Genomic DNA, 24195 nt, shown 5'->3' with positions numbered 1-24195 from the left:
TTTAATTTATCTCTTCACATTTTGCCTGTGGCTTATTTTTAGTAAACCGTACTAGTAAATAAGATAGAATCACTGAAATACCAAACCCTTCGAGCAGCATAAAGCTTGGAAAAATAAAGAATCGATAGCGAGTTTGAATTTCAATAAGCAAGTGAATAAGAACGTATCCTATGATTAGTAATAAAAACAGTGTATACGGATATTTATCCTGCTTCTTCAGGAATAAACATATAAGTCCAATAATGGAAAGAATAGTAGTTGAAACGTAAATGATTCTTTCATAACTTTGAGCAGCACTAATTAATTTCTCTTTATTAAAAGGTACATCTTCTTGAGGAGTTAATGAAATACTCCAAAATGTAGATGCATCCGTTCCTCCCCACATATTCAGGAATTTAATGTGAAAGAGATCTAAAAGTTGCTCTTTATCTGCTACTCGCTCTTTAATTACTTCTTTTTCTGCTTCAGCTCGTTTTTCTCCAATTGGCATACCCATAAAACGACTAGCATCCTCTGAAGAATAAGAACCGCTTGTTTCATAATTAAAGCCAATAACGAATTTCCATAAAGGATCTCTGTTACTTAAAGGATATTTAGAAATACCGCTCGCTACAAAAGAGTAGTTGATCAGCGCATTTGCAATAAAAAAAGTAGCCAGTACGCCTACGAGGTTTTTTCCTATTTTCTTTCGACGAGTTTTTAACTCAGCAGCATCCTTCGCTTCAATGTAAGGTTGAAGAATTTGCAAGATGAAATAAATGAAAACAGCAACGATAATAATGGGTCCCAGAGGGCGCATTAAATTTCCTAACGACAATAGAAGACCAATATAAAGCCAGCTAAACTTGTTATGAGCAAATCTTTTTATAATAAGGTAAAAAGCTGCATAAAATAAAAAAGTAGCTAAATGCTGATTGGTTAACACTGAGCTGTAGAGAATGTTCGGAATGTAGAACGCATATAGGAAAGCTGCCATTCTCCCAGCAAGTTCGTTAAATACTTTAGCGCCAATTAGATAAATAAAAATAACGGTTCCAGTAGAATAAAAAATATTTAACAATTTTAATGTGAAAATGCTATCTCCAAAACAGCGAATAACAATAGATTCATAGAATGAAAAGCCTAGCTGATATACCCATGTAGTGAAATAAACGCTTTGGTTAAATTCATAATTTCCTTTTGCGATATTACGTGCGGCATCTAGCATGACAAGAAAGTCAGATTTTACAGGTGTTTGAACAGAAAGCATCCATGCTAATCGAACACCTAAGGTCAAAACAATCAGTGAAATAAAAAAAACAGTTTTGTTCATGTATCTACTTGCAATAGCTATTAGAAAAATGACAAGGAAAGTGATACATATTCCTTCAATAATAAATGAATTACTTAAAGCCAAGCCTTTTAAGTCCAATGAATTTGTCATCGCACTATAACTGCCCCATAGAGACCATGTAAGAATCATGACACATAAAAGAATCAGGCTTTTGGATAAAAATGAGTTAAGCATATTACCTCCTGCAAATTATTTCAAAGATAAGGTACAAAATTCCTACCCTATGATACCATATTTTATTATTTTGTATATATTTTTCTTATAGAGTATAATATTAGATTGTTCTGAAATTACAACAGCGGCACAACGTGTAATAAAAGGTTCAGCGGAGTAGACAGTGATTTAGTAATAGATAAAAGAGGTTGGAAAAAAAGGATTTTAGTCGAAGGGAAAAACGAACCATTAATCATCATGTTTGATGGTTCGTTTTTTATGGTGAACGTAGGTTTCATTTGTTTAGTTCTTTCCAGCAGTTGATTGGAGGGCAAGACGAAGACTCCTGCGGGAAAAGCGGAAGGGGTGAGACCCCGCAGGAGCGCAAGCGACGAGGAGGCTCACCGGCCGCCCGCGGAAAGCGAAGTCTTGCACGGAAATCAACAGAGGTGTCACAAGCAATCCCTGCTAGCTTATTTATTTCATTTGTTTCCCTTTAGACTCGCTTGATTTAGTTATGTCTCAATCTCTTCTTTTTTATCATGTGTTTTCTGATGGGAACAGCTTTTATGTTTTAAATCGATCTTTTAATAAATTCCATAGGGAACTCACTCCGAGACTAATGCTGATCAGAATTCCTGATAAAGCTACTATTAAAGCGATATATTCAAAGATAGAAAACTGCTTCATACTATCCCAATTGATGTTTCCCTTTAGCTTGCTAATAACTAAATTCATTCCGTAAATACCGGAAAGAACGGTATAAATCGTTAAAATTAATAATAAGTAATTGTGACGCTTGGCCGCGATTTTCTCTTGATTTTGATACAAAGTACCAAGGGTTTCTTTGACTTCTTGATAAAGAGAATTGATGTGGAAGATTTTTTTAAAGAGCTCAGAAAACTCTTGACCTTCCGTGCGAGAGCTAATTTCTAAAAATAAATATTTACCTGAAAATACAGTAATAGAGCGAATTAGTCGCTCGATGCCCTCTGAATTTTTATGAAACGTGAGCTGAGAATACTCATAGGATAGTTTTAGCAACACGATTTTATAGAAAAAATGCAAAAATAAATTATAGTAATGCTGGCCAAATAGATGATTCATCAAAAGCTGATCCGTTTTAGAGTCTGTCGATTTAGAAATACACGAAAACACATGGTCTGTTATAACGTAATAGGTTTCAGGAGCCCATCTGGAATACACGTGTTTGGTATTATACGTTTTAATATACTCATGGTTGTGTGCAGAGATAAACGGTTTCCCGTCAGGCGTATAGCTATTTAGCTGCCCAGTACGAAATAAAGTTGTGGAGTTAATTTCTTGCTCTTGATTTACCGTTACATAACTTAATACAAACATCCGTTCATCGATAAAATAAGGAAGACTCCCGACGTGCTGTTCACGCGTCGCTTCTTTTTTGATGTGTTCGTTCAAAAATGGCGCGAGCTGTGAAAAAATATAATCCTGTACTTTGCTATAGCGATGATGTTCATAGGTAATGGTGGATCCATGCTCTTCAGCAAGCTTCGGTTCTAATACACGAAAATGATTCATGAATTCTAAAATGTCATCATAGGTGTAATGATTATGACTCATCTCAGTGCGAATGGTCATGACGCCAATTTCAAAAGGACATAAAAAAACATCCACAGACAGCACGTTGCTAGACACGGTGGTGGAGGAAGTTTGTAGCGTAACGGTATGGTCTATTTTTTTTGAAAATCGAAGCAAGCCTTCTTTTTCGCACGAATCAGGAAATAGAATACATTCAATGTAAGGAAGAAAATATTGATCCAAGCTATCATGAGATACGTAATACTGTTCTCCGTAGTATTCTTTTTCTACATGTTTGTTTTGAATGGAAAAAAACTCAAACATATTTGCTTCTAGTGCATGAACAAGCTGCTCTTTATTTTTTCGATCAAAGGAAAAAGGAAAAAGAAACATGTTCATTGCTTTGGTAGGCATAATAGTTTGAAATGGTTCTGTTTTCCTTGGTGTATTGGTCATAAACTACATCCTTCTTATAGTCGGTTGTATTTTTTTTGAGAGTCGAAAAAATGCAGACAGAAAGTAAAAGGTAAAACAGGCTTTATAAAAACCGCTCTACCTGCCTGTAATGATTCGACGTATCATTTATAATATGCCAATTTTTTTAGAAAACAAACGTAAAAAACCAACTAACATCATGATTAGTTGGTTTTACATACAGTGTGTAATTAGTGAATCGTGCGATATACACCAGTGACTTTTCCTAAAATCGTTACGTGGCGAAGAATAATAGGCGCCATCGTTGAATTTTCAGGCTGTAAACGAACGAAATTTTCTTCTTTAAAGAAACGTTTTACCGTTGCTTCGTTGTCCTCGGTCATAGCGACCACAATATCTCCGTTATTAGCAGTTTGCTGCTGACGTACGATTACCATATCGCCATCTAGAATACCTGCTTCAATCATACTTTCTCCCATAATTTCAAGCATAAATACATGATCATCTGGAGAAACGAATTTATCTGGAAGAGGGAAATATTCTTCCACATTTTCAACGGCTGTTATAGGAAGACCCGCTGTTACTTTACCGATAACAGGAACATTAATGACATTGCTTTTAGGGATGTTTACTTCGTCTAGTTGAAGAACTTCGATTGCTCTTGGTTTTGTTGGATCTCTGCGAATTAACCCTTTGCTTTCTAAACGAGCTAAATGCCCGTGTACAGTGGAGCTAGAGGCTAATCCCACCGCTTCCCCAATCTCACGAACAGAAGGCGGATAACCTTTTAATTTTACTTCGTGCTTAATAAAATCTAGTATGTCTTGTTGACGTTTTGATAGCTTCATATTTTTCACCTCGATTTTAGCTATTCTTTAGGTGAATTATACCACGTGATGTGTCAATATACAAACATAAGTTCGAAGAATTCCATTGACAGAAACAAATGTTCTCAATAAAATAAGAACATATATTCTGATAGGGGGATCATAATATGCACCAATTCTTACATTCTATGAAACATTACGCTATTTTTTTTGCAGTTATCGCTGCACTTACATATGTATTGACGCTGGTTTTAGGAGCGGATAAAGTAGATTTAGACAAATATTCAACGGTTACTATTACAAAAGGAGATACGCTTTGGGACTTGTCCAACAAGTATCATAATCACCATCATTTGACCACCAATGAATTTGTCAAATGGGTTGAAGACGTCAATGATCTAAACTCAGACACTGCCCAGTCTTTATCTCCTGGAGATAAATTATATATTCCTGTTTTAAAAAAAGAGTTACATAATCAAGTGGCAATTGAACAGTAGTGTGTAACGGCCGTTCCTGAATATTGTTAGAAGCCGAAAAGGTCGTGATAAAAGTGGACGCCATTATTTATTGCCGTGTAAGTACGGATAAAAAAACCCAAGAAACATCTTTACAGCGCCAGCAAGAAGAATTAAAAAAGCTTGCTGATCTTCACCATCTAAACGTAAAAAAAGTCGTAATGGAAAAAGCAAGCGGATATGACGTAGACAGAGAGGGTATATTGGATGTTCTTCATACAATGAAAGAAGAAAAAATATCTGTGCTGCTCATTCAAGACGAAACGCGATTAGGCAGAGGAAATGCCCGAATCGCGCTTCTTCATGCTTTTCATAAAGAAAATGCTACGATCTATACGATTAGTCATCAAGGTCAGCTTCAGCTTTCAGAATCTGATTCGATGGTGTTAGATATTATTAGCTTAGTGGAAGAGCATCAGCGGAAATTACATAACGCTAAAATTAAAAGAGGAATGAAAAGAGCCGTAGAAAACGGTTATCGTCCGCAGCAAAATTTAAAAAATCAAGGAGTTAACTCAGGAAGAGAAAAAAAAGAAGCGCCGATTGAAGAAATTGTCCGCCTTCGTCATAACGGCTTAACCTTTGCTGAAATTTCAGTTACGCTAAAAGGTTTTGGTTATAATATTTCAAAAGCAACGGTACATCGTCGCTATCAAGAGTATCAAGAGAGTGCTCAATCTCTTGATAAAACGAAAGAGATTTAGTAAGATGACTACATGTTGCCGGAACTGTTCGGTAATTTTAATTATTGATTATAAGGAGATAGGTTTTATATGCTATCAAAAGATAAACTTGCTCGTATTAATGCTCTTTCAAAAAAGGCAAAGGCTGAAGGTCTGACAGAATCTGAAGCGAAAGAACAGCAAGAGCTACGTCAGGAATATTTAAAAGTTTTCCGACAATCTATGACAAACCACCTTCATACGATTAAAGTTGTGGACGAGGAAGGTAAAGATGTTACGCCTAAGAAGTTAAAAGAGAGCAAAAAGAAGCGTCTTCACTAAGACGTTCTAGTAAAACTAGAGGGAGAGTTCCCTCTAGTTTTTTGTATATTTTTAATAAGGCACACAAAAACTGTAAAAGTGGAAATTTTTTTGGTTCAAGTATTGTACAAATAAGCAAATCATTAGTATGATAACATATGTACATAGTTTTGAAAGGAATGAAGAGTATGACACAACGTATTGAAGATCTTTCGATTGCAACAATTCGTACTTTATCAATCGATGCGATTGAGAAAGCAAATTCAGGTCACCCAGGTATGCCAATGGGAGCTGCTCCAATGGCGTATACATTGTGGACAAAATTTATGAACATCAATCCAAAGAATCCAAACTGGTTCAACCGTGACCGCTTTGTATTATCAGCAGGACACGGATCGGCACTATTATACAGCTTGCTTCATTTAGCTGGATATGACTTATCAATTGAAGACCTTAAAAACTTCCGTCAATGGGGAAGCAAAACACCAGGTCATCCAGAGTTCGGTCATACAGCAGGTGTTGATGCAACAACTGGTCCACTAGGACAAGGTATTGCAATGGCTGTTGGTAAAGCAATGGCAGAACGTCATTTAGCTGAAACATACAACAAAGAAGGTTTAGAAATTGTAGACCACTTTACGTATGGTATTTGTGGTGACGGAGACTTAATGGAAGGTGTATCTGCTGAAGCAGCTTCATTAGCGGCACACTTAAAATTAGGACGCTTAGTTGTTTTATACGATTCAAATGATATTTCTTTAGACGGAGATTTAGATCGCTCGTTCTCTGAGAACGTAGAAGATCGTTTCAAGGCTTACGGATGGCAAGTAATTCGTGTTGAAGACGGCAATGACTTGACAGCGATTGCAAACGCAATTGAAGAAGCAAAAGGCGATTTAACACGCCCAACGCTAATTGAAGTAAAAACAACAATCGGATTTGGTTCTCCAAACCACGCGGGTACTTCTGGCGTGCACGGTTCTCCATTAGGTTCCGATGAAACAAAATTAACAAAAGAAGCTTATGCATGGACATTTGAAGAAGATTTCTATGTGCCAGAAGAAGTGTATGCTCACTTCAAAGCTACAATTGCTGAAGATGGCCAAAAGAAAGAAAACGAATGGAACGATGTATTTGCACAGTATAAAGAAAAATATCCTGAACTAGGTCGTCAATTTGAACTAGCAGTAGAAGGAAAGTTACCGGAAGGCTGGGAAGAAACGCTTCCAGCATACGAAACGGGTTCAAGCCTAGCTAGCCGTGCTTCTTCTGGAGAAGTATTAAACGCAGTAGCACAAGCTGTACCTCAATTCTTCGGCGGTTCAGCTGACTTAGCTGGGTCAAATAAAACAATGATTAAAGGTTCAGAAGACTTCACTGCAGCTGATTACAGCGGACGTAATATTTGGTTCGGTGTACGTGAATTTGCAATGGGAGCTGCATTAAACGGTATGGCTCTACACGGCGGTGTAAAAGTATTCGGAGGAACATTCTTTGTATTCTCTGATTATCTTCGCCCAGCAATTCGCTTAGCAGCTTTAATGAAGCTTCCTGTAACATATGTATTCACACATGACAGTATCGCAGTTGGAGAAGACGGCCCAACACATGAGCCAATTGAACAATTGCCATCACTTCGTGCAATGCCAGGTCTTTCAGTGGTTCGTCCTGCAGATGCAAATGAAACAGCTGCTGCATGGCGCTTAGCATTAGAATCAACTGACCGCCCAACGGCGCTTGTATTGACTCGTCAAAACTTGCCAACGCTTGAAGGTACAAAAGAAAATGCATACGAAGGCGTGTCTAAAGGCGCGTACGTTGTATCTAAAGCTGGTAAAGACCAAGCGGATGCATTAATACTTGCAACAGGCTCTGAAGTAAGCCTAGCAGTAGAAGCACAAAAAGCATTAGCTGCAGAAGGCATTGATGTATCTGTAGTAAGTATGCCTGCATGGGATCGTTTCGAAGAGCAATCTGCTGAGTACAAAGAAAGTGTTATCCCTAAATCAGTGAAAAAACGTTTAGGTATTGAAATGGCTTCTACACTTGGCTGGGAACGCTATGTTGGAGACGAGGGACAAGTTCTTGGTATTAATCACTTCGGTGCATCTGCTCCTGGTGAAACAATCATGAAAGAATTTGGTTTTACAGTTGAAAATGTAGTAGCAAAAGTGAAAAGCTTGCTTAATGCATAATTCTTTTTCACAAGAAAGAGCAGACTCCTATGGTCTGCTCTTTTTTTTCGACAAAAAAACAAAGAAATTTTTTCATCGATAGACAAGCATTGCGTACACCATTCGGTATAATAGTACAAAAAAGAACGAGCCGAAAGGGAGGATGAATCGTGAGAACGTATGAAGTATATTTAATGGAGGAAGAAGTTGCATCATCCTATTTTCGAAGAGAAAAGCTCATTTATCAGCTGCTGATTGAATATAAAATGAAACGTCACTTGCAGGAAACGCATTTACAAAAACAAGTTCATTACATTACTCGCCAACTGCCCAATTCATTTATTCAACGAGAATTACTTCAGGCGTTTTCTCATTATCCTCATTTTTTTACTCATCAAGAGACGTTTGTGCTGGAGTATCCTCATAAAAAAAGTCGAGCATCTATAAAATTAACGAATCGCTGTATAACAATTGAAGGAGATGGCAATGTTGATGCTGAGACAGCTTTTTTTGAAGTATTACGCAAGCTAGATCCTTGTTTTTTAGCAGTGAATTATGGAACGGATGAATACGGCTGGCTGAGGCCTGTGAAAACAAGAAAATTTGTGTAATTATTTAAGGAAATTGGAACGGAAATATTGTATAATAGCGTATGGTCTAGTACACTGTAAGTTAGACAACACGAAGGAGGAAGTAATACCATGGGAATGTATATTCTAGTTGGTGTTCTAGCATTAATTGTTGGGATAGCGCTAGGATTTTTCATTGCTCGTAAGTATATGATGAGCTATCTGAAGAAAAATCCACCAATTAATGAACAAATGTTAAAAATGATGATGATGCAAATGGGCATGAAACCATCGCAGAAAAAAATTAACCAAATGATGAAAGCAATGAACGGCCAAATTAAATAATGGTTAATTGGACAGACACTCTCTATTCAGAAGGGTGTCTTTTGTTTTATGATAGAGATAAGAAAATGGTTGTAGGGCTAGGGGGATACGATGAAAATTTTTCGAGAGTTATGGTGGTTTTTCAAACAGGAAAAAAAGTCTTACATAACGGGGATAGCGCTGCTTATTATTGTGGCAGCATTAGAACTTCTCCCGCCTAAAATTATTGGTTTAACGGTAGATGGCATTAAAGAAGGGACGCTGAATGGAAAGCGCTTAATGCAGATGGTTGGCATTTTGCTAGGAGCTGCTGTTGTGGCCTATTTCACAAGATACATATGGCGTATTATGATATTTGGTTCATCTGTTAAACTAGCCAAGCAGCTGAGAAATACCCTCTACACTCATTTTACCAGGATGAATCAGGCCTTTTATCAGCGGCGGCGAATTGGGGATTTGATGGCCCATGCAACAAATGATATTCAAGCTATTCAACAAACTGCAGGTTCGGGCGTTTTGACGCTCGTGGATTCCATTGTCACAGGAGGGCTTGTTCTATGCACAATGGCCCTAACAATCAGCTGGAAATTAACGCTTATTTGCCTTATTCCTATGCCGCTTATGGCCGTTTTAACAAGTTACTATGGTACATTGCTTCATGCGCGGTTTCATCACGCACAAGCAGCATTTTCTACTTTAAATGATAAGGTTCAAGAAAGCATTAGCGGAATTAAAGTCATTAAGACGTTTGGGGAAGAAGCAGCTGATGTCGAAGAATTTCGTATGAAGTCTGCAGATGTTGTTCAAAAGAACATGAAAGTAGCACGAGTAGATGCATTGTTTGATCCGACCATTTCGATTATTGTAGCACTTTCTTTTTTACTTGCTCTTATTTTTGGCAGCAAGATGGTGATTAGTGAAGAGTTAACACTGGGACAGCTTGTTACCTTTACAACTTATTTGGGCCTTCTTATTTGGCCGATGCTCGCGTTTGGCTGGCTATTTAACATTGTGGAACGAGGAAGAGCATCATATGACAGGGTATTTTCTTTATTAAAAGAAGAAAATTCGATTGAAGAAGCAGCGCATCCTAGTGTTGAACTGCCAACAGGAAATATTGAAGCTGTTATTCATAGGTTTTCGTATGGTAAAGAAGACGAATACACGTTAAACGAAATTTACTTTACACTTTCTCGCGGTCAAACGTTAGGGATTGTCGGAAAGACGGGTGCTGGGAAAACCACGCTTTTAAAGCTGTTGCTTCGTGAATTTGATGTAAGCGACGGAGCTGTTTTATGGGGAGGAAAAGACATTAAAGATTATGCTTTTGATTCACTGTACAAAAGCATTGGATATGTTCCTCAAGATCACTTTTTGTTTTCAACAACAGTCGCTGCTAATATCGCGTTCGGAAAAGAAGACGCAAGCAATCAAGAAATCCAAGAAGCGGCTAAAGTTGCAAATGTACATAAAGACATCCTCGATTTTACAGATGGCTATCAAACAATAGTAGGTGAAAAAGGCGTTTCGTTATCTGGTGGACAAAAACAGCGTATCTCGATTGCAAGAGCTCTTCTATTAGATCCTGAGCTTTTAATTTTAGATGACTCGCTATCAGCGGTAGATGGAAAAACGGAAGCGGGTATTTTACAAGCGTTGAGGCAAAAACGTCAAAATCGAACAACGATTATTACAGCGCATCGGCTGAGCTCGGTTACTCATGCAGACCTGATTCTTGTCCTTGATAAAGGGAAAATTATTCAGCGAGGAACTCATGAGGAACTGCTTAGCGTGAGCGGCTGGTATCAGGATATGTACGATAGACAGCAGCTTGAACGTGCGGTAGAAGAAGGAGAGACGAAAAATGAAAATTGAGCATTCTTCGGTACATAAACGTCTGTTTCACTATACAATTCCGCATAAAAAATCATTTTTTTTAGCGTTCACTCTATTATTAATTGCTACGGCTGCTGATTTATTAGGGCCCATTTTGATTAAAATTTTCATTGACGATTATTTAACTCCTAAGTATTTGCCTTTTCAGCCTCTGGTGTGGCTTGCAAGCAGTTATTTGCTTTTACAGCTTTTAAAAATTGTCGTTCAATACTTTCAGCTTCTGCAGTTTCAGAAAATTGCGCTTCAAATTATTCAGCAGATTCGAATTGACGTTTTTTCTCATGTTCATCGTCTGGCGCTTCGCTTTTTTGACAACACGCCAACGGGAAGCCTTGTTTCTCGAATTACAAATGACACGGAAGCTATGAAAGAAATGTTTGTAGAAGTCATCGCGGTTTTTATTCAAAATGGGGTATTTTTGATTGGTATTTTTATAGCGATGTTTATGCTAGATGTGAAGCTGGCTTTTTACTGTTTAGTTCTTCTCCCGTTTATTTGGGGACTTATGAAGCTTTATCAGCATTACAGCGCTATTTACTACGGACAGCTCCGAGAAAAGCTAAGTCAGTTAAATGCCAAGCTTCATGAGTCTTTGCAAGGCATGTCCATTATTCAATTATTTCGTCAAGAAAAGCGGCTTCGCTCGGAATTTGAAGAAATTAATGATGAGCACTACAAAGCGGGCATGCGCAATATTAAGTTAGATGGTTTGCTACTGAGGCCTGCTGTCGAAATTCTTTATATTTTAGCCGTTATTCTTGTGCTCAGTTATTTTGGCATTTCCGTAGCTGACAGTCCTGTTAAAATTGGTGTTCTTTACGCGTTTATCAACTATTTGGATCGTTTTTTTGAGCCCGTTAATGAAATGATGCAGCGTCTTTCTATGTATCAGCAAGCGATGGTATCAGCCTCCCGGGTATTTGATTTGATGGATGAGGAAGAAAAAAATCCAGTGATGACAGGAGAACAAAAGCAGGGGGTACAAAAAGGAACGGTAGAATTCAAAAACGTCACGTTTTCCTATGACGGTGTTCGAGATGTGCTTTCTGATATATCATTTACGGTAAACGAAGGAGAAACAGTGGCTTTAGTAGGCCATACTGGAAGCGGGAAAAGCTCCATCATTAATTTATTAATGCGTTTTTATGAGCAGCAAAAAGGAGACATTTTGATCGATAATAAACCACTGTCGTCCTTTTCAAATAAACAGCTTCGAGATCAGGTAGGGCTGGTGCTGCAAGATGCCTTTTTATTTGCCGATACCGTAAAGCGAAATATTACGCTGCATGAAGACCATTTTTCTGATGAGCAAGTAAAAGCAGCGGCGAAATTTGTGCAAGCTCACGCATTTATCGAAGCTCTTCCTAATAAGTATAATGAAGTGCTAGTGGAAAGAGGTTCAACTTTATCAAGCGGTCAGCGTCAGCTCTTAGCATTTGCAAGAACGGTGATTCGAAACCCTAAAATCCTTATTCTTGATGAAGCAACAGCCCATATCGATACAGAAACGGAAGAAGCGATTCAAGAAGTGTTAAGAGATATGGGAAAAGGCCGCACAACGATTGCGATTGCACATCGTTTATCAACTATTCAACACGCCGATTGTATTTTAGTATTGCATAAAGGGAAAATCGTCGAAAAAGGAACGCATGCTGAACTGCTAGATAAAGGCGGTTTGTACTATAATATGTATCAGCTTCAGCACAGTGAAAAAGAGGAAAATTTCAATAAAGAAACAGGAGTAAAAGAGATTTATAAAGAATTGATAGAGTGAAGGTGAAAAAAAGAAACAACCTTCATGAAGAGGTTGTTTCTGTTGTTTGAGCAGGGAATTCATTGTAAACGTTTAATAAATGATCTAATTCTTGACTATGTTTAATAGCAGGTGGAGAGTTTAATCCACTTACTCGGACTATGCGGATGAGTTCTTCTCGTTTCTTTTCAATCGCTAATAGAATATCTTTTTTGGCCAATGCTATGTATCCCTTCTAACAAGTCGTTTACCTAATTATACAAGATAATGGTACTATTTGAAAGAAGTGAGATAAGACAATTTGGTTACAAAATGGTAACGAAAAAGAACAAAAAGAACAAAAAAGGGAAGTGGGAAATGTGGGAGATTTAAATTTATTTTTGGCATTTGGCGCAGGCTTTTTATCGTTTATTTCACCCTGCTGTTTGCCTTTGTATCCAGCTTTTTTATCGTACATAACGGGAGTATCAGTCAGCGAGCTAAAGGAAGGCGCTAAGTCACATCAGCGCAAAGCTTTTATTCACACAGCTTTTTTTCTTCTGGGATTTTCTGTTATCTTTATTATGATTGGTTTTGCGACATCCTTTATTGGTCAGTGGTTTTTTAACTATAAAGATTTAATTCGGCAGATTGGCGCTATTCTTATTATTTTCTTTGGTCTAGTTGTACTAGGGATTTTTAAGCCTCGAATTCTTATGCAGGAACATAAAGTTCAATTCGCCAATAAGCCGGCTGGACTCTTAGGTTCTTCTTTTATTGGTATGGCTTTTGCTGCCGGCTGGACTCCTTGCACGGGACCTATTTTAGTATCGGTTATGGCGCTTGCAGCGACAAACCCAGGCTCCGGTCTTTTGTACATGATAACGTATTCACTTGGGTTTTCTATTCCGTTCTTTATCATGACATTCTTTATTGGAAAAATGAACTGGTTAAAAAAACATATGAATTCCATGATGAAAGTTGGCGGATACGCAATGATTGGCATGGGGTTTATTTTATATTTTGACTGGATGACAAAAATTATTATTTATACAACGAGCGTATTTGGAGGGTTTACGGGCTTTTAAAAAGGGAAAATGATACAAAAAAGAATCTGGAAGTTGGCAGGTTCTTTTTTGTTTTTTAAAGACCAAACGTTCATTTTAGCTCTTAGGAAATAAGCAAGAATATGACTCGAAAAAATATATAGAAAAAATTTATTTTTACTATATCTTCTATAAATACGGAGTGATACAATGAAATCGTCATATTTTTAATTGTTAAAAAGAGGTGTATAAATTGAAAGATATTTTGTTAATCTTGCTTTTGCAACTGATCTATGTACCGATCTTGACGCTGCGCACAATTTTTTTAGTCAAAGGTATGAGTATGTATGCCTCGGTTTTTGGATTTGTTGAAGCGTTAATTTATGTATTTGGCTTATCCCTAGTATTTTCAGGAGATCAAAGCACGCTTGCTATGGTTGTATACGCAGTTGGATTTGGAGTGGGAATTATACTTGGAAGTTATATCGAATCTAGGCTTGCTATCGGATATACAACATTCTTAGTTAACCTTATGACCAAAAATGAAGAGTTAATTAACCGCCTTCGACAGGAAGGTTTTGGTGTTACTGTGTATCAAGGTGAAGGAAGAGACAGTGCACGCTATAGATTAGACATTTTAACAAAAAGAAGTAGAGAAGAAGAGCTATTAGCATTCATTGAAGAATATGAGCCTCGTGCTTTCATTATTTCATACGAGCCGCGTAAATTTAAAGGCGGGTTCTTACTAAAAGCAATGAAAAAGCAAAAACAAAAGCAAAAAGCAAAAGCAGATATTACCTCTACTAAATAAAAACAGAAGAGATCCTCTTCTGTTTTTTGTTGCACTTTTACTTCTGATGTTTTTTGGATTATAATATAAGTACACACTAAACTATAGTAAAGGAAGGATTTCATTGGTTATTGCTTCAACACTTGTCGCAATTTTTATGGCTTCTTTCATATTAGTTGTTCGAATGAAAGCCGCTGATAAACCAACGAATGCAAAAAAAATTATACTTCCGCCTTTTTTTATGAGTACGGGAGCGTTAATGTTTATCTTTCCAATGTTTCGAGTAACGGGTGCAGAACTGCTTGAGGCGTTAATAGCAGGCATGATCTTCTCAATCCTGTTAATTAAAACGTCTAAATTTGAAATTCGTGACGATCATATTTACTTGAAGCGTTCAAAAGCTTTTGCATTCATTATTATTGGTTTGCTTATTATTCGAATTGCAATGAAAATATATTTAAGTTCTTCAATTGATGTTGGCCAGCTTGGCGGTATGTTCTGGATTTTAGCATTTGGTATGATTGTACCTTGGCGCATTGCGATGTACACATCGTACAAAAAGCTCGAACGAAAGCTGCACAATGATCGTCTTGGAAATACAACGATATTAAATTAAAAAAGGTGGCTACGCAGCCACCTTTTTTGATTTAAAATAAATGCTGATAGGGGACGGCATCTATTTTTTGCTTTTTTAATGTTTTTAATAAAAATTTATGATCACGTTTAGGCGTAGCTAAGATGTATCCACGTACGATTAAGTCTTCTGTTATAGAGGCGGCTTGTTCCTCAAGTGCGAGTTCCCCAATTTTCCCTGCAATTTTTTGTTTGGCCACATCGCGAAATAGTTCAGGTACTGGTTCAACAAGAACGTTTAATAGCTGCTTTTGATCCGCTGACCAAAGGTGAATGGTTTTGGAAAGATAGTGATCTTGCCAATCAAGTTCAGACATGCCGTCTTCTTTTGGTAAGCGCTTTAAAAATTTTCTGAACATAAAAAATCCGCCGATAGCAAACATGCTCATTAAAAAGACAACCCAAAATAAAATAACCCATAAAAACCAGCCCTCTAGCATATTTTTCACTCCTTTATAAAGAGATTAATCATAACATTACTATATTTATACATTTATTATAAAAGCCTTGTTCCTTTTATGGCAATATAAAATTCCTGCACTTTATGTGAAAAGAGAGTCATTTTTGACTTATCGATAAGTTTATATTGACTTATAGATAAGTGAATTATCGTTAGAATTATCTAAAAATGCTTATTTTTCCGCCTTTTAAAAGTTGGCACGATTTTTGCATATAAACTAATTGAAGAATTATTTAATATGAGAGGAAGATAAAAAATGAGTCAAACTTTTAGCAAAGTAGCAACAAATTTACCGGGAGAAAATGCAAAGCAATTATTAGATAGAAGACACCGTGCCATTCCGAAAGGTGTAAGTTATGGCATTCCGACATTTGCTGATACGGCTGAAGGGGCGATCGTTAAAGATGTCGATGGCAATACGTTTATTGATTTCGTAGGGGCAATTGGCACAATCAATGTAGGTCATAGTCATCCAAAAGTGAAAGAAGCGCTTCACAAGCAAGTAGACCGTTTTATTCACACAGGATTTAATGTCATGATGTATGAGTCATATGTAGAGCTTGCAGAAAGACTAGCAGCAATTGCTCCTGGTGAATTTGACAAGAAAGTATTACTTTTAAATAGCGGAGCAGAAGCTGTAGAAAATGCAGTGAAAATTGCTCGTAAATATACAAAGCGTCAAGGAATTATTTCATTTAACCGCGGTTTCCACGGCCGTACATTAATGACAATGACAATGACAAGTAAAGTAAAGCCATATAAATATGAATTTGGACCGTTTGCTCCTGAAGTATACAAAGCTCCATATCCTTATGAGTATCGCCGCCCACAAGGATTATCAGTTGAAGCATACGAAGAGTTTATGATTACTGAATTCAAAAACTTCTTAAATACAGAAGTAGCACCAGAAACGATTGCAGCTGTTGTAATGGAGCCAATTCAAGGTGAAGGTGGTTTCATTGTTCCAGGTAAACGTTTTGTGCAAGAAGTGTATCAATTATGTAAAGAGCACGGAATTTTATTTGTATCAGATGAAATTCAAGCTGGTTTTGCACGTACGGGCCGCTACTTCGGTATTGAACACTTTGACGTTGCACCAGATTTAATTACAGTATCTAAATCACTAGGAGCTGGTGTACCGATTAGTGGTGTCATCGGCCGCGCTGAAATCATGGATGAATCTAATCCTGGTGAGCTTGGCGGAACGTACTGCGGAAGCCCTCTTGGATGTGAAGCGGCTTTAGCTGTACTTGATATCATTGAAGAAGAAAAGCTAAATGAACGCGGTGAGTACCTTGGAAAAGTGGTAACATCACGATTTGAAAAATTAGCAGAAAAATATGACTGTATCGGTGATATCCGCGGATTAGGAGCTATGTCTGCTATCGAGCTTGTGAAAGACCGCGAAACAAAAGAAGCGGATAAAGAGCTTACACAGCGCATCGTAAAAGAAGCAAACAAACGTGGATTATTACTGCTTAGCGCGGGAGTATTCGGAAACGTTCTTCGTATCTTAATGCCGATTGTTATTACAGATGAGCAGCTAGAAGAAGGCTTAGCTATTTTTGAAGCAGCACTAGAAGCAAGCGTGCAGCAAACGGTTGAAGTATAAGAGAAATTGAGGCATGAGTGAAGAGAGAACTCTTCACTCATTCTTCATGAATCACAAAGAATGGATATGTTTGGACACTCTATTTATAGATTTTTCATTTTCTGATAAAATAAAATAATAATTATTTTTTGACGAAAAGGTGATTCAAATGACCATTCATAAAAAGCAGATTCAGCAAATTAACGACGAACTTTACGATATATTTGAGTCATCATTTGATGAAATCTTTGTAACTGATGCAAATGGGTATGTATTAGTTGTAAATTCAGAGTGTGAAAAAAATTATGCTTTGAAAGTGGAAGATTTTATTGGAAAGCACGTAAAAGAACTTCAGGAAATGGGCATCTTTTATCCTTCGGCCACGTTAAAGGTGATTGAATCTAATCAAGCAATTGAATTGGTTCAAAAAACAAACTCAGGCCGATATCTTCATGTGCGGACTAGGCCAGTATTTACTAATGACGGGCAATTGAAAAGTGTTATTAGCTATTCTCGAGATCTCACAGACTTAATGGAATTAAAACGAAAAGTAGAAGAGATGGAAGAACAGCTTGAAAACTATAAAAAAGAGTTAAACGAATCCGTAGATTTAGAAGGAATCGTAACAAAAAGCGAAGCGATGAAAAAAGTTTTTTCAACCATTCAACGAGTGGCTTCTGTAAATACAACCGTTCTCTTACTTGGAGAAACAGGGGTAGGAAAAAGCAGAGTAGCAAAACTGCTTCATCAGCTTAGTACAAGAAAACAGCAGCCGTATCATGAGCTTAATTGTGCAGCGCTTCCTGAACAGCTTATTGAGTCAGAGCTATTTGGCTATGAAGGCGGTACGTTCACTGGAGCATTTCGCGAAGGGAAAAAAGGGATCATTGAGCTTTCGAACGAAGGCACGCTTTTTCTAGATGAGATTGGTGAACTTTCTCTTTCAGCACAAAGTAAGTTGCTCCATGTACTGCAAGACCGTACAATTCGTCCCGTGGGCTCAACAAGAGCAGTATCAATAGACGTACGAATTATTGCTGCTACGAATCAAAACCTGGAGCAAATGGTCGAAGAAGGAAAGTTTAGACGTGATTTGTACTATCGACTTAACGTGGTGCCAATTACGATCCCACCTTTACGAGAGCGAAAAGAAGATATTCTGCCTCTTGTCTATCAGTTTCTTCATCATTTTAATACGGTATACGAACGTAATGTACGCTTATCACCAAAGGCATTAGACGCATTTTTAGGGCAGGAATGGAAAGGAAACGTTCGCGAAGTGGAAAATATCATTGAGCGTCTGGTTGTTACAGGAGAAGAAATGATTACGCTTAAAGACTTGCCATTTGCAAAAGAGTTTGCTATCGATCCACCTGTGCATACGCTTCCTGAAATGATTGAACATGTGGAAAAAGAAATGGTCATCAAGGCGTTTGAACAGCATAGGTCATCTTACAAAGTAGCCGAACAGCTTGGTATTAGTCAATCACAAGCGAGCCGTAAAATTCGAAAATATGTGTCGGACAGTACCGAACAGTGAGTAGATAAATTTAAGCAGGGAGTGAAGAAATATGAAGCAAGCAAACTTATATATTAACGGAGAATTTGTTTCGGCAAATGATACATACGAAGTGGTAAATCCAGCAACAAATGAAGTAGTAGCTACCGTTGCAAAAGGCGGAGAAAAAGAAGCAAAGCTAGCAGCAGATGCTGCTTATGAAGCGTTTCAAACATGGTCTAAAAAAACAGCAGAAGAGCGCGGTAAATTATTATTTAAATGGCATCAGCTGATCGAAGAACACACGGATGAACTGGCTGAAATCATGACAGTCGAGCAAGGTAAGCCTCTTAAAGAAGCAAAAGGTGAAATTGGCTATGCCAACGGATTCGTTTCATGGTACGCAGAAGAAGGAAAACGCATTTACGGAGAAACAATTCCAGCTTCTTCTCCTAATAAACGATTATTTGCTCATAAGCAGCCTGTGGGAGTTATGGCAGCTATTACACCTTGGAACTTCCCGGCAGCTATGATTACGCGTAAAGTAGCCCCAGCTCTAGCAGCTGGATGTACAGCGGTTATTAAACCGGCAGAACAAACGCCACTAACGGCTCTTCGTCTAGCAGAGTTGGCGCAGGAAGCAGGTATTCCAAAAGGCGTAATGAATGTAGTTACAGGAGATGCAAAAGCGATTGGAGAAGCGTGGCTTCAAGATGGACGCGTACGCAAACTATCGTTTACGGGCTCTACAGAAGTAGGTAAACTGTTAATGCGCGGAGCAGCTGATACGGTTAAAAAAGTGTCTTTAGAATTAGGAGGACACGCTCCGTTTATCGTAACAGCAAATGCTGATTTAGATAAAGCAGTAACAAATGCAATTGCTTCTAAATTCCGTAACGCTGGTCAAACATGCGTATGTACAAACCGCATCTACGTGCACGAGTCTATTGCTAAACCGTTCGCAGAGCAGTTTGCAGCAGCCGTTAGTCAGCTGAAAGTCGGAAACGGCTTAGAAGAAGGTACGGATATCGGACCTTTAATCGATGAAAAAGCGTTAGAAAAAGTAAAGCGCCACTTAGATGATGTTGTAGCAAAAGGTGGAAACGTCTTAACTGGAGGGGCTGTACGCGAAGAGGGAAGCGGACTTTTTGTTGAGCCTACGGTTGTAGATGGTGCAACGGATGATATGCTTTGTATGTACGAAGAAACATTCGGACCGATTGCTCCAATTGCGACGTATCAAACAGAAGAAGAAGTTATTCGCCGTGCAAATAACTCGCCTTACGGATTAGCAGCTTATGTGTTCACTGAAAATATTTCAGAAGCTATTCGTATTGCTGAAGCTTTAGAATATGGTATTGTAGGACTAAATGATGGACTACCTTCTACACCACAAGCGCCGTTTGGCGGCTTTAAAGAAAGTGGACTTGGACGTGAAGGCGGACATTACGGAATTGAAGAATATTTAGAAGTAAAATATATTTCTTTAGGCTTTTAATAAAAAGTGATTTCGCTTTCCTGCGAAATCACTTTTTTAGTAATAGTACACGTGGGGAATTTGTGCATGGATTGATTGAAAATTCATGAATAAAAAACAAAACTCCTCAAGAGTACAGCATGCAAGGTCTTCGCAATCGTGAGAATTAAAAAAATCTTCTAGTATAGTTGGTTCGGCGTCTTTAAATAACCAGTGGTGTTCAACATCTTCAAATTTGCCTCGATAAACCTCGCTCAGTCCATAAAAGTCAAATATATCTTCCAACTGCTTTTGGTGCATAGCCATCCCTCCTCTTCTTAGTATAAGAAAAAGAAAGAGATATTAAACAAGCCGTCATACTACTTTGTTTTTTTGAAAAAATCTCGTATAGTTAATAGTAATGACAAGCAAAGGAGTTTCGGCATGTTTACATATATTACGTTATTTGGTTTTCTTGGATTCGCTGTGTATTCGAGTACGTGGATTTATTCCATTGTCAAAAAAGATGGAAGAGCAAAGAAAAATGGAAAGGGTACTCTTATTAGTTTTCTTGTGATGCTTATCGGGTTAGTCGGTATGCAGTTTACATAACTATAGATTATTTTGACATTTTTACCACCTTCACTTATAGTTAACGTTGGGCGAACATATGTATGATTTTGGTTACGGTGCTTGCCTTAAGTTGAAAAAGAAAGAAGGTGGCATATTTGAGATATCACACACATATTGCAACATCGATTGCTGCCGGTGCCGGTGTGGCTATAACAGGAGACGCTTCGTTTACATTTCCTTATGTTGTAGGCATTGCGATTGGAGCGCTGCTTCCTGATATAGATGAACCAAATTCATATATTGGTAGAAGATCTCTTGGTCTCGCAAAAGTCATTAAATCTATTTTTGGACACCGAGGTATCACGCATTCTATTCTTGCAAGTGGACTTATTTTTTATTTACATACGATGTATAACAACGATTTTACATTAGGGATAGCCTATGGATACGCTTTTCATATTCTTGGAGATTTCTTTTCTAAACGAGGGGTACCTTTTTTCTCTCCTCTTAGCAAGAAGAAGTTTAAGCCTCCTTTAACATATGAAACAGGTGGTGGAGCAGAGACTCTCATCTTTTACCTGGCAGTGATAGGAAGTTTCTATATGCTTTATAAGTATCAGCTGTACACCCAGCTGTTTTAAAGAAAGAAGCCATCTGAGTAAATTAGATGGCTTCTTTTACACTTCTACCACATAAAGTTCAGGCGTTTTCATAGGCAGGGTAATGGTAATGCTTGTGCCGTCATTTTCTTCACTTGATACGTGGAAAAAACCATTATGCTCGTTAATAATTTTGTTGCAAATGGTTAGTCCAAGGCCTATTCCTCGTTCTTTGGTTGTATAAAAAGGCTCTCCTATATGAGGGATACGCTTTGAGTCAATTCCACATCCGCTATCTTTTATCACAATGCATAGCGTTTCTCTAGCTGATTTTTCAATCGATACAGCCAGCTTGCCGCCGCTTTCCATAGAATCAATGGCATTTTGTATAATATGAATAAATGCTTGGGTTAGCTGTGTTTTTTGCCCACTAATGAGCAGGGGATATTCTTTTGGATAATGGCGAATGATGTGGATGTTTTTGACTTCGGTAACCGGTTCAAATTGCTTTAATACCTCATCTAGCAAGTCTGTCATAATAAGGCTTTCTGTATAAGCGTACTCTCGTTTAGCTAAGCTCATAAATTCTGCGATAATATGTTCAATTTGTGAGAGTTCGTGCTGAATGAGATCTCGATAAATCATTGTTTTTTTCGGCTGCTGTGTCTCACTGAACAGTTGTATAAACCCTTTAATGGTTGTCAAAGGATTTCTAACCTCGTGTGCGATACTTGCAGCAAGGTGACCAATGACAGAGAGTTTTTCTGAATTCTGGATCTTTTTCTCTGCTTGTCTTTTCTCTGTTACGTCTCGTGAGATAAATACAAACCCTTCGATTTCTCCAGTAGCTGTAATAATTGGAGCGCCTTTACATTCTAATAAAACGATGGTGCCATTCACGTGAAACTTTCGGTATTCAAATGTGGAGGCATCTTTTGTTTTGCTCATGTTAGCTAAAATAGTCGAGATTAGGTGCTTGTCTTCAGGATACGCATTGATAAGCACATGTTGTCCAATAAGTTCATCAGGATAAACCCCTAATGTTTTAGCGTAAGAAGGAGAAGCGTATTCATAAATGCCATCTTCAGTAATAGCACATACTAAATCATGGGTATGAGATAAAATAGCTTGATGCTTTGGTTCATTGTCATCGGCAATGATTCGATCTTTTAATGGATAAAAAAGCTGATCTTCTTGGTTGGTGAAGGTGTGACGAACTTGAGTGCCGCACATTCTGCAAAAATTATAATCTTCCTTATAGTTACAAGAAGGACAAACGGGCATCGAATCACTCCAATCAGATCTATGCAGTGAGAGAGTTCTCAAGCACATATAATCATTATTATATATTCAAATTATAGGAAAAAATATGAAAAATCAAATGTGCTATAGAGAGGGAAACTGGGCTTGAAAACCCTATAAATGGATTTCAAATACATGTTTTTAGTTGCAAATAGATGCGAAATGGGAATTTTTACACATTTAAAAAATTAAGACGTCAAATAAGAGGTGAATAATACCTCTTATTTGATGTCTTGATAATGCTCTAGCGCACGCTCTCTAGCTGCTTTATGATCGACAATTGGAGTCGGATATGTTTTATCAAGCGTAACGTTTGCTTTTTCTAATACGTCTGCTGGAGCCTCCCAAGGTTTATGAATGTAGGAGGAAGGCAGATCTCTAAGCTCTGGAAGCCACTTTTTAATATATTCTCCTTCTTTATCAAATTTTTCTGATTGAGCAGTTGGATTAAAGATACGAAAATATGGCGCGGCGTCTGCTCCCGAGCCTGCAACCCACTGCCAGCCCATTGTGTTGTTAGCTAAATCTGCATCTACTAAGGTATCCAAAAACCAATTGGCTCCGTGTTTCCAATGAATTAAAAGATGCTTTACTAAAAAGGAAGCAGCTACCATTCGAACTCGATTGTGCATAAAACCTGTTTCCCACAGCTCCCGCATTCCGGCATCGACAAGGGGATAGCCGGTTTTTCCATTTTTCCAAGCTTGAAGCTCTTCATTGCCGTCCGCCCACTGAAATTGCTTGAATTTTTCATTCAGCGGTTCACTTGTAGTATGTGGGAAATGATAAAGCAGCTGATAAGCAAAATCTCTCCATACAAGTTGACGAACAAACATTTCAGCTTGATGGTCAAAGGCATCAGAGCTTACTTTTTCTGCTTTAGTTCTCAAATAATGATAAAGTACTCGAACTGAGAGCTGTCCTGTAGAAAAATAAGGAGATAGAAATGAATTTAATGCTTCAGCGGGAAAATCTCGTCCTTTTTCATAGTGAAGCAACTTCTTCTTTAAAAACGTTTTAAAGGCATTAACAGCGCCTTTTTCCGTAGCTTCCCACGTCGACTTAATCGTTTCGTCCCAGGGGATGCTTGGAAGTAAATCGAGATCTGAGACCGAAAGAGATTCAATTGGTTTAGAGAAGGCCTGTATGGAAGTAACTTTTTTTACAGCAGAAGATACGGAATGTTTTTGAGAAGCTTTATAGTAAGCTGTAAATACTTTATAAGGATCTCCATTTTCTTTTGTGATTTTCCAAGGTTCATGAAGGAGAAATCCTTCAAATGTGCGAATATTTATTTGTTGCTCTGAAAAAAAAGCTTGAAGCTCTTTATCTCTTTTGAGCGCATGTGGTTCATAGCGTCTGTTCCAATAAATATCTTGTGCATTCGTTTCATGGAGTAATTTTTGCAACACATCTGTAGGGTTTCCTTTTTGTACAATTAGCGTTCCTTGTATTTGTTCGATCGAAGTTTTAAAGTCATTTAGCGCATGGTGAAGCCACCATTTACTTGCACTTCCCATTGAGTTTTCTTCATGGTCGTCATGGATATAAACAGGTACAACCATTCCTTCTTTAGCTGCGTGAAATAGAGCTGGGTTATCAACCAGCCGAAAATCTTTTCGAATCCATACGATAATGGTTTTATTCATCATGTGCCACCTTTCTATCTGCAATTTGCCTCGATTATAGCTTTTTTCTCATACGTTATACAATTTTGAATGTGTAGAAGGCCTATTTTCTTATGGACGA

The 24195-nt window shown here is 37.8% G+C and carries 25 protein-coding genes; 17 read left to right on the top strand and 8 right to left on the bottom strand.

All coding sequences use genetic code 11. The features are described 5' to 3' along the window. Position 1: 1 nt before the first annotated feature. On the bottom strand, positions 2-1507 hold the full coding sequence (locus tag WKH56_RS01140; RefSeq protein WP_231099268.1) for an ArnT family glycosyltransferase: 1506 nt from the start codon (positions 1505-1507) through the stop codon (positions 2-4). Between the two features lie 299 nt (positions 1508-1806). On the opposite strand from WKH56_RS01140, the gene WKH56_RS01135 reads away from it, so the two are divergent. Then, positions 1807-1986 carry a hypothetical protein gene (locus WKH56_RS01135; RefSeq protein ID WP_080968627.1) on the top strand — a complete coding sequence of 60 codons (180 nt, stop codon included), beginning with the start codon at positions 1807-1809 and terminating at the stop codon, positions 1984-1986. A gap of 67 nt (positions 1987-2053) precedes the next feature. On the opposite strand, the gene WKH56_RS01130 is transcribed toward WKH56_RS01135, so the two are convergent. Both WKH56_RS01130 and lexA read right to left on the bottom strand, forming a co-directional pair. Then, positions 2054-3499: a magnesium transporter CorA family protein gene (locus WKH56_RS01130; RefSeq protein WP_034270839.1), complete on the bottom strand. Its 1446-nt coding sequence runs from the start codon at positions 3497-3499 to the stop codon at positions 2054-2056. Positions 3500-3708: 209 nt separating this feature from the next. Continuing rightward, positions 3709-4326, bottom strand: a complete 618-nt coding sequence (gene lexA / locus WKH56_RS01125; protein WP_013058778.1) for a transcriptional repressor LexA — start codon at positions 4324-4326, stop codon at positions 3709-3711. A gap of 146 nt (positions 4327-4472) precedes the next feature. Here lexA and yneA point away from each other — a divergent pair, with 146 nt between their 5' ends. The 8 genes from yneA to WKH56_RS01085 all read left to right on the top strand — a co-directional run bounded on the left by yneA (position 4473) and on the right by WKH56_RS01085 (position 12540). Beyond that, on the top strand, positions 4473-4802 hold the full coding sequence (gene yneA / locus WKH56_RS01120; protein WP_028411366.1) for a cell division suppressor protein YneA: 330 nt from the start codon (positions 4473-4475) through the stop codon (positions 4800-4802). A 53-nt stretch (positions 4803-4855) separates the two neighbouring features. After that, entirely contained in the window at positions 4856-5524 is a 669-nt protein-coding gene (locus WKH56_RS01115) for a YneB family resolvase-like protein (protein WP_028411365.1), read from the top strand. 69 nt (positions 5525-5593) lie between these two features. Continuing rightward, positions 5594-5824, top strand: coding sequence for a DUF896 domain-containing protein (locus WKH56_RS01110; RefSeq protein ID WP_013058775.1), 231 nt, complete (start codon positions 5594-5596; stop codon positions 5822-5824). Between the two features lie 167 nt (positions 5825-5991). Continuing rightward, a complete protein-coding gene (gene tkt, locus WKH56_RS01105) occupies positions 5992-7998 on the top strand; it encodes a transketolase (protein WP_013058774.1) in 2007 nt (668 codons plus the stop codon). A 149-nt stretch (positions 7999-8147) separates the two neighbouring features. Beyond that, a complete protein-coding gene (gene sirA / locus WKH56_RS01100; protein WP_028411364.1) occupies positions 8148-8588 on the top strand; it encodes a sporulation inhibitor of replication protein SirA in 441 nt (146 codons plus the stop codon). 90 nt (positions 8589-8678) lie between these two features. Continuing rightward, the gene (locus WKH56_RS01095; protein ID WP_013058772.1) at positions 8679-8891 is read left to right on the top strand and encodes a YneF family protein; all 213 of its coding nucleotides are present in this window, start codon (positions 8679-8681) and stop codon (positions 8889-8891) included. A gap of 90 nt (positions 8892-8981) precedes the next feature. Next, positions 8982-10745 carry an ABC transporter transmembrane domain-containing protein gene (locus tag WKH56_RS01090; protein ID WP_048019870.1) on the top strand — a complete coding sequence of 588 codons (1764 nt, stop codon included), beginning with the start codon at positions 8982-8984 and terminating at the stop codon, positions 10743-10745. Further along, entirely contained in the window at positions 10735-12540 is a 1806-nt protein-coding gene (locus WKH56_RS01085) for an ABC transporter ATP-binding protein (RefSeq protein ID WP_048019871.1), read from the top strand. Before WKH56_RS01090 ends, WKH56_RS01085 begins: the two co-directional genes overlap by 11 nt. A 22-nt stretch (positions 12541-12562) precedes the next feature. On the opposite strand, the gene WKH56_RS01080 is transcribed toward WKH56_RS01085, so the two are convergent. Continuing rightward, the gene (locus WKH56_RS01080; RefSeq protein WP_013084718.1) at positions 12563-12739 is read right to left on the bottom strand and encodes an aspartyl-phosphate phosphatase Spo0E family protein; all 177 of its coding nucleotides are present in this window, start codon (positions 12737-12739) and stop codon (positions 12563-12565) included. A gap of 139 nt (positions 12740-12878) precedes the next feature. Between WKH56_RS01080 and WKH56_RS01075 the strand changes: the two genes are divergently transcribed. From WKH56_RS01075 to WKH56_RS01065, 3 genes are all read left to right on the top strand, one after another. Continuing rightward, positions 12879-13586, top strand: a complete 708-nt coding sequence (locus WKH56_RS01075; protein WP_033579815.1) for a cytochrome c biogenesis CcdA family protein — start codon at positions 12879-12881, stop codon at positions 13584-13586. Between the two features lie 211 nt (positions 13587-13797). Then, entirely contained in the window at positions 13798-14355 is a 558-nt protein-coding gene (locus WKH56_RS01070; protein WP_013058767.1) for a DUF2179 domain-containing protein, read from the top strand. A gap of 103 nt (positions 14356-14458) precedes the next feature. Next, a complete protein-coding gene (locus WKH56_RS01065; protein WP_013084715.1) occupies positions 14459-14950 on the top strand; it encodes a CcdC family protein in 492 nt (163 codons plus the stop codon). Between the two features lie 31 nt (positions 14951-14981). Here WKH56_RS01065 and WKH56_RS01060 read toward each other — a convergent pair whose 3' ends face one another. Beyond that, entirely contained in the window at positions 14982-15407 is a 426-nt protein-coding gene (locus WKH56_RS01060) for a DUF2621 domain-containing protein (RefSeq protein WP_028411360.1), read from the bottom strand. A 276-nt stretch (positions 15408-15683) separates the two neighbouring features. Here WKH56_RS01060 and gabT point away from each other — a divergent pair, with 276 nt between their 5' ends. The 3 genes from gabT to WKH56_RS01045 all read left to right on the top strand — a co-directional run bounded on the left by gabT (position 15684) and on the right by WKH56_RS01045 (position 20014). Further along, the gene (gabT, locus tag WKH56_RS01055; protein WP_028411359.1) at positions 15684-17039 is read left to right on the top strand and encodes a 4-aminobutyrate--2-oxoglutarate transaminase; all 1356 of its coding nucleotides are present in this window, start codon (positions 15684-15686) and stop codon (positions 17037-17039) included. 148 nt (positions 17040-17187) lie between these two features. Continuing rightward, the gene (locus tag WKH56_RS01050) at positions 17188-18558 is read left to right on the top strand and encodes a sigma-54 interaction domain-containing protein (protein ID WP_028411358.1); all 1371 of its coding nucleotides are present in this window, start codon (positions 17188-17190) and stop codon (positions 18556-18558) included. A gap of 31 nt (positions 18559-18589) precedes the next feature. Then, positions 18590-20014: an NAD-dependent succinate-semialdehyde dehydrogenase gene (locus tag WKH56_RS01045; protein WP_028411357.1), complete on the top strand. Its 1425-nt coding sequence runs from the start codon at positions 18590-18592 to the stop codon at positions 20012-20014. 36 nt (positions 20015-20050) lie between these two features. On the opposite strand, the gene WKH56_RS01040 is transcribed toward WKH56_RS01045, so the two are convergent. After that, the gene (locus WKH56_RS01040) at positions 20051-20293 is read right to left on the bottom strand and encodes a hypothetical protein (protein WP_028411356.1); all 243 of its coding nucleotides are present in this window, start codon (positions 20291-20293) and stop codon (positions 20051-20053) included. 123 nt (positions 20294-20416) lie between these two features. On the opposite strand from WKH56_RS01040, the gene WKH56_RS01035 reads away from it, so the two are divergent. Then, a complete protein-coding gene (locus WKH56_RS01035) occupies positions 20417-20584 on the top strand; it encodes a hypothetical protein (RefSeq protein ID WP_165573659.1) in 168 nt (55 codons plus the stop codon). A 116-nt stretch (positions 20585-20700) separates the two neighbouring features. Continuing rightward, a complete protein-coding gene (locus WKH56_RS01030) occupies positions 20701-21186 on the top strand; it encodes a metal-dependent hydrolase (RefSeq protein ID WP_013084711.1) in 486 nt (161 codons plus the stop codon). Positions 21187-21222: 36 nt separating this feature from the next. Here WKH56_RS01030 and WKH56_RS01025 read toward each other — a convergent pair whose 3' ends face one another. Further along, positions 21223-22377 carry an ATP-binding protein gene (locus WKH56_RS01025; RefSeq protein ID WP_342834716.1) on the bottom strand — a complete coding sequence of 385 codons (1155 nt, stop codon included), beginning with the start codon at positions 22375-22377 and terminating at the stop codon, positions 21223-21225. Between the two features lie 290 nt (positions 22378-22667). After that, positions 22668-24095 (bottom strand): cryptochrome/photolyase family protein, encoded by a 1428-nt coding sequence (locus WKH56_RS01020; RefSeq protein WP_080968624.1) that lies wholly within the window; start codon positions 24093-24095, stop codon positions 22668-22670. Positions 24096-24195: the final 100 nt, after the last annotated feature.

This window comes from Priestia sp. SB1, from assembly GCF_038898415.1.
This window is presented reverse-complemented; position numbering and strand designations above follow the sequence as displayed.

Bases quoted from the DNA above. Each gene is read 5' to 3' on its own strand.
- WKH56_RS01140 (WP_231099268.1), bottom strand. From the start codon at position 1,507: ATGCTTAACTCATTTTTATCCAAAAGCCTGATTCTTTTATGTGTCATG.
- WKH56_RS01130 (WP_034270839.1), bottom strand. From the start codon at position 3,499: ATGACCAATACACCAAGGAAAACAGAACCATTTCAAACTATTATGCCT.
- lexA (WP_013058778.1), bottom strand. From the start codon at position 4,326: ATGAAGCTATCAAAACGTCAACAAGACATACTAGATTTTATTAAGCAC.
- yneA (WP_028411366.1), top strand. From the start codon at position 4,473: ATGCACCAATTCTTACATTCTATGAAACATTACGCTATTTTTTTTGCA.
- WKH56_RS01110 (WP_013058775.1), top strand. From the start codon at position 5,594: ATGCTATCAAAAGATAAACTTGCTCGTATTAATGCTCTTTCAAAAAAG.
- tkt (WP_013058774.1), top strand. From the start codon at position 5,992: ATGACACAACGTATTGAAGATCTTTCGATTGCAACAATTCGTACTTTA.
- WKH56_RS01095 (WP_013058772.1), top strand. From the start codon at position 8,679: ATGGGAATGTATATTCTAGTTGGTGTTCTAGCATTAATTGTTGGGATA.
- WKH56_RS01090 (WP_048019870.1), top strand. From the start codon at position 8,982: ATGAAAATTTTTCGAGAGTTATGGTGGTTTTTCAAACAGGAAAAAAAG.
- WKH56_RS01085 (WP_048019871.1), top strand. From the start codon at position 10,735: ATGAAAATTGAGCATTCTTCGGTACATAAACGTCTGTTTCACTATACA.
- WKH56_RS01060 (WP_028411360.1), bottom strand. From the start codon at position 15,407: ATGCTAGAGGGCTGGTTTTTATGGGTTATTTTATTTTGGGTTGTCTTT.
- gabT (WP_028411359.1), top strand. From the start codon at position 15,684: ATGAGTCAAACTTTTAGCAAAGTAGCAACAAATTTACCGGGAGAAAAT.
- WKH56_RS01050 (WP_028411358.1), top strand. From the start codon at position 17,188: ATGACCATTCATAAAAAGCAGATTCAGCAAATTAACGACGAACTTTAC.
- WKH56_RS01045 (WP_028411357.1), top strand. From the start codon at position 18,590: ATGAAGCAAGCAAACTTATATATTAACGGAGAATTTGTTTCGGCAAAT.
- WKH56_RS01040 (WP_028411356.1), bottom strand. From the start codon at position 20,293: ATGCACCAAAAGCAGTTGGAAGATATATTTGACTTTTATGGACTGAGC.
- WKH56_RS01035 (WP_165573659.1), top strand. From the start codon at position 20,417: ATGTTTACATATATTACGTTATTTGGTTTTCTTGGATTCGCTGTGTAT.
- WKH56_RS01025 (WP_342834716.1), bottom strand. From the start codon at position 22,377: ATGTGCGGCACTCAAGTTCGTCACACCTTCACCAACCAAGAAGATCAG.
- WKH56_RS01020 (WP_080968624.1), bottom strand. From the start codon at position 24,095: ATGAATAAAACCATTATCGTATGGATTCGAAAAGATTTTCGGCTGGTT.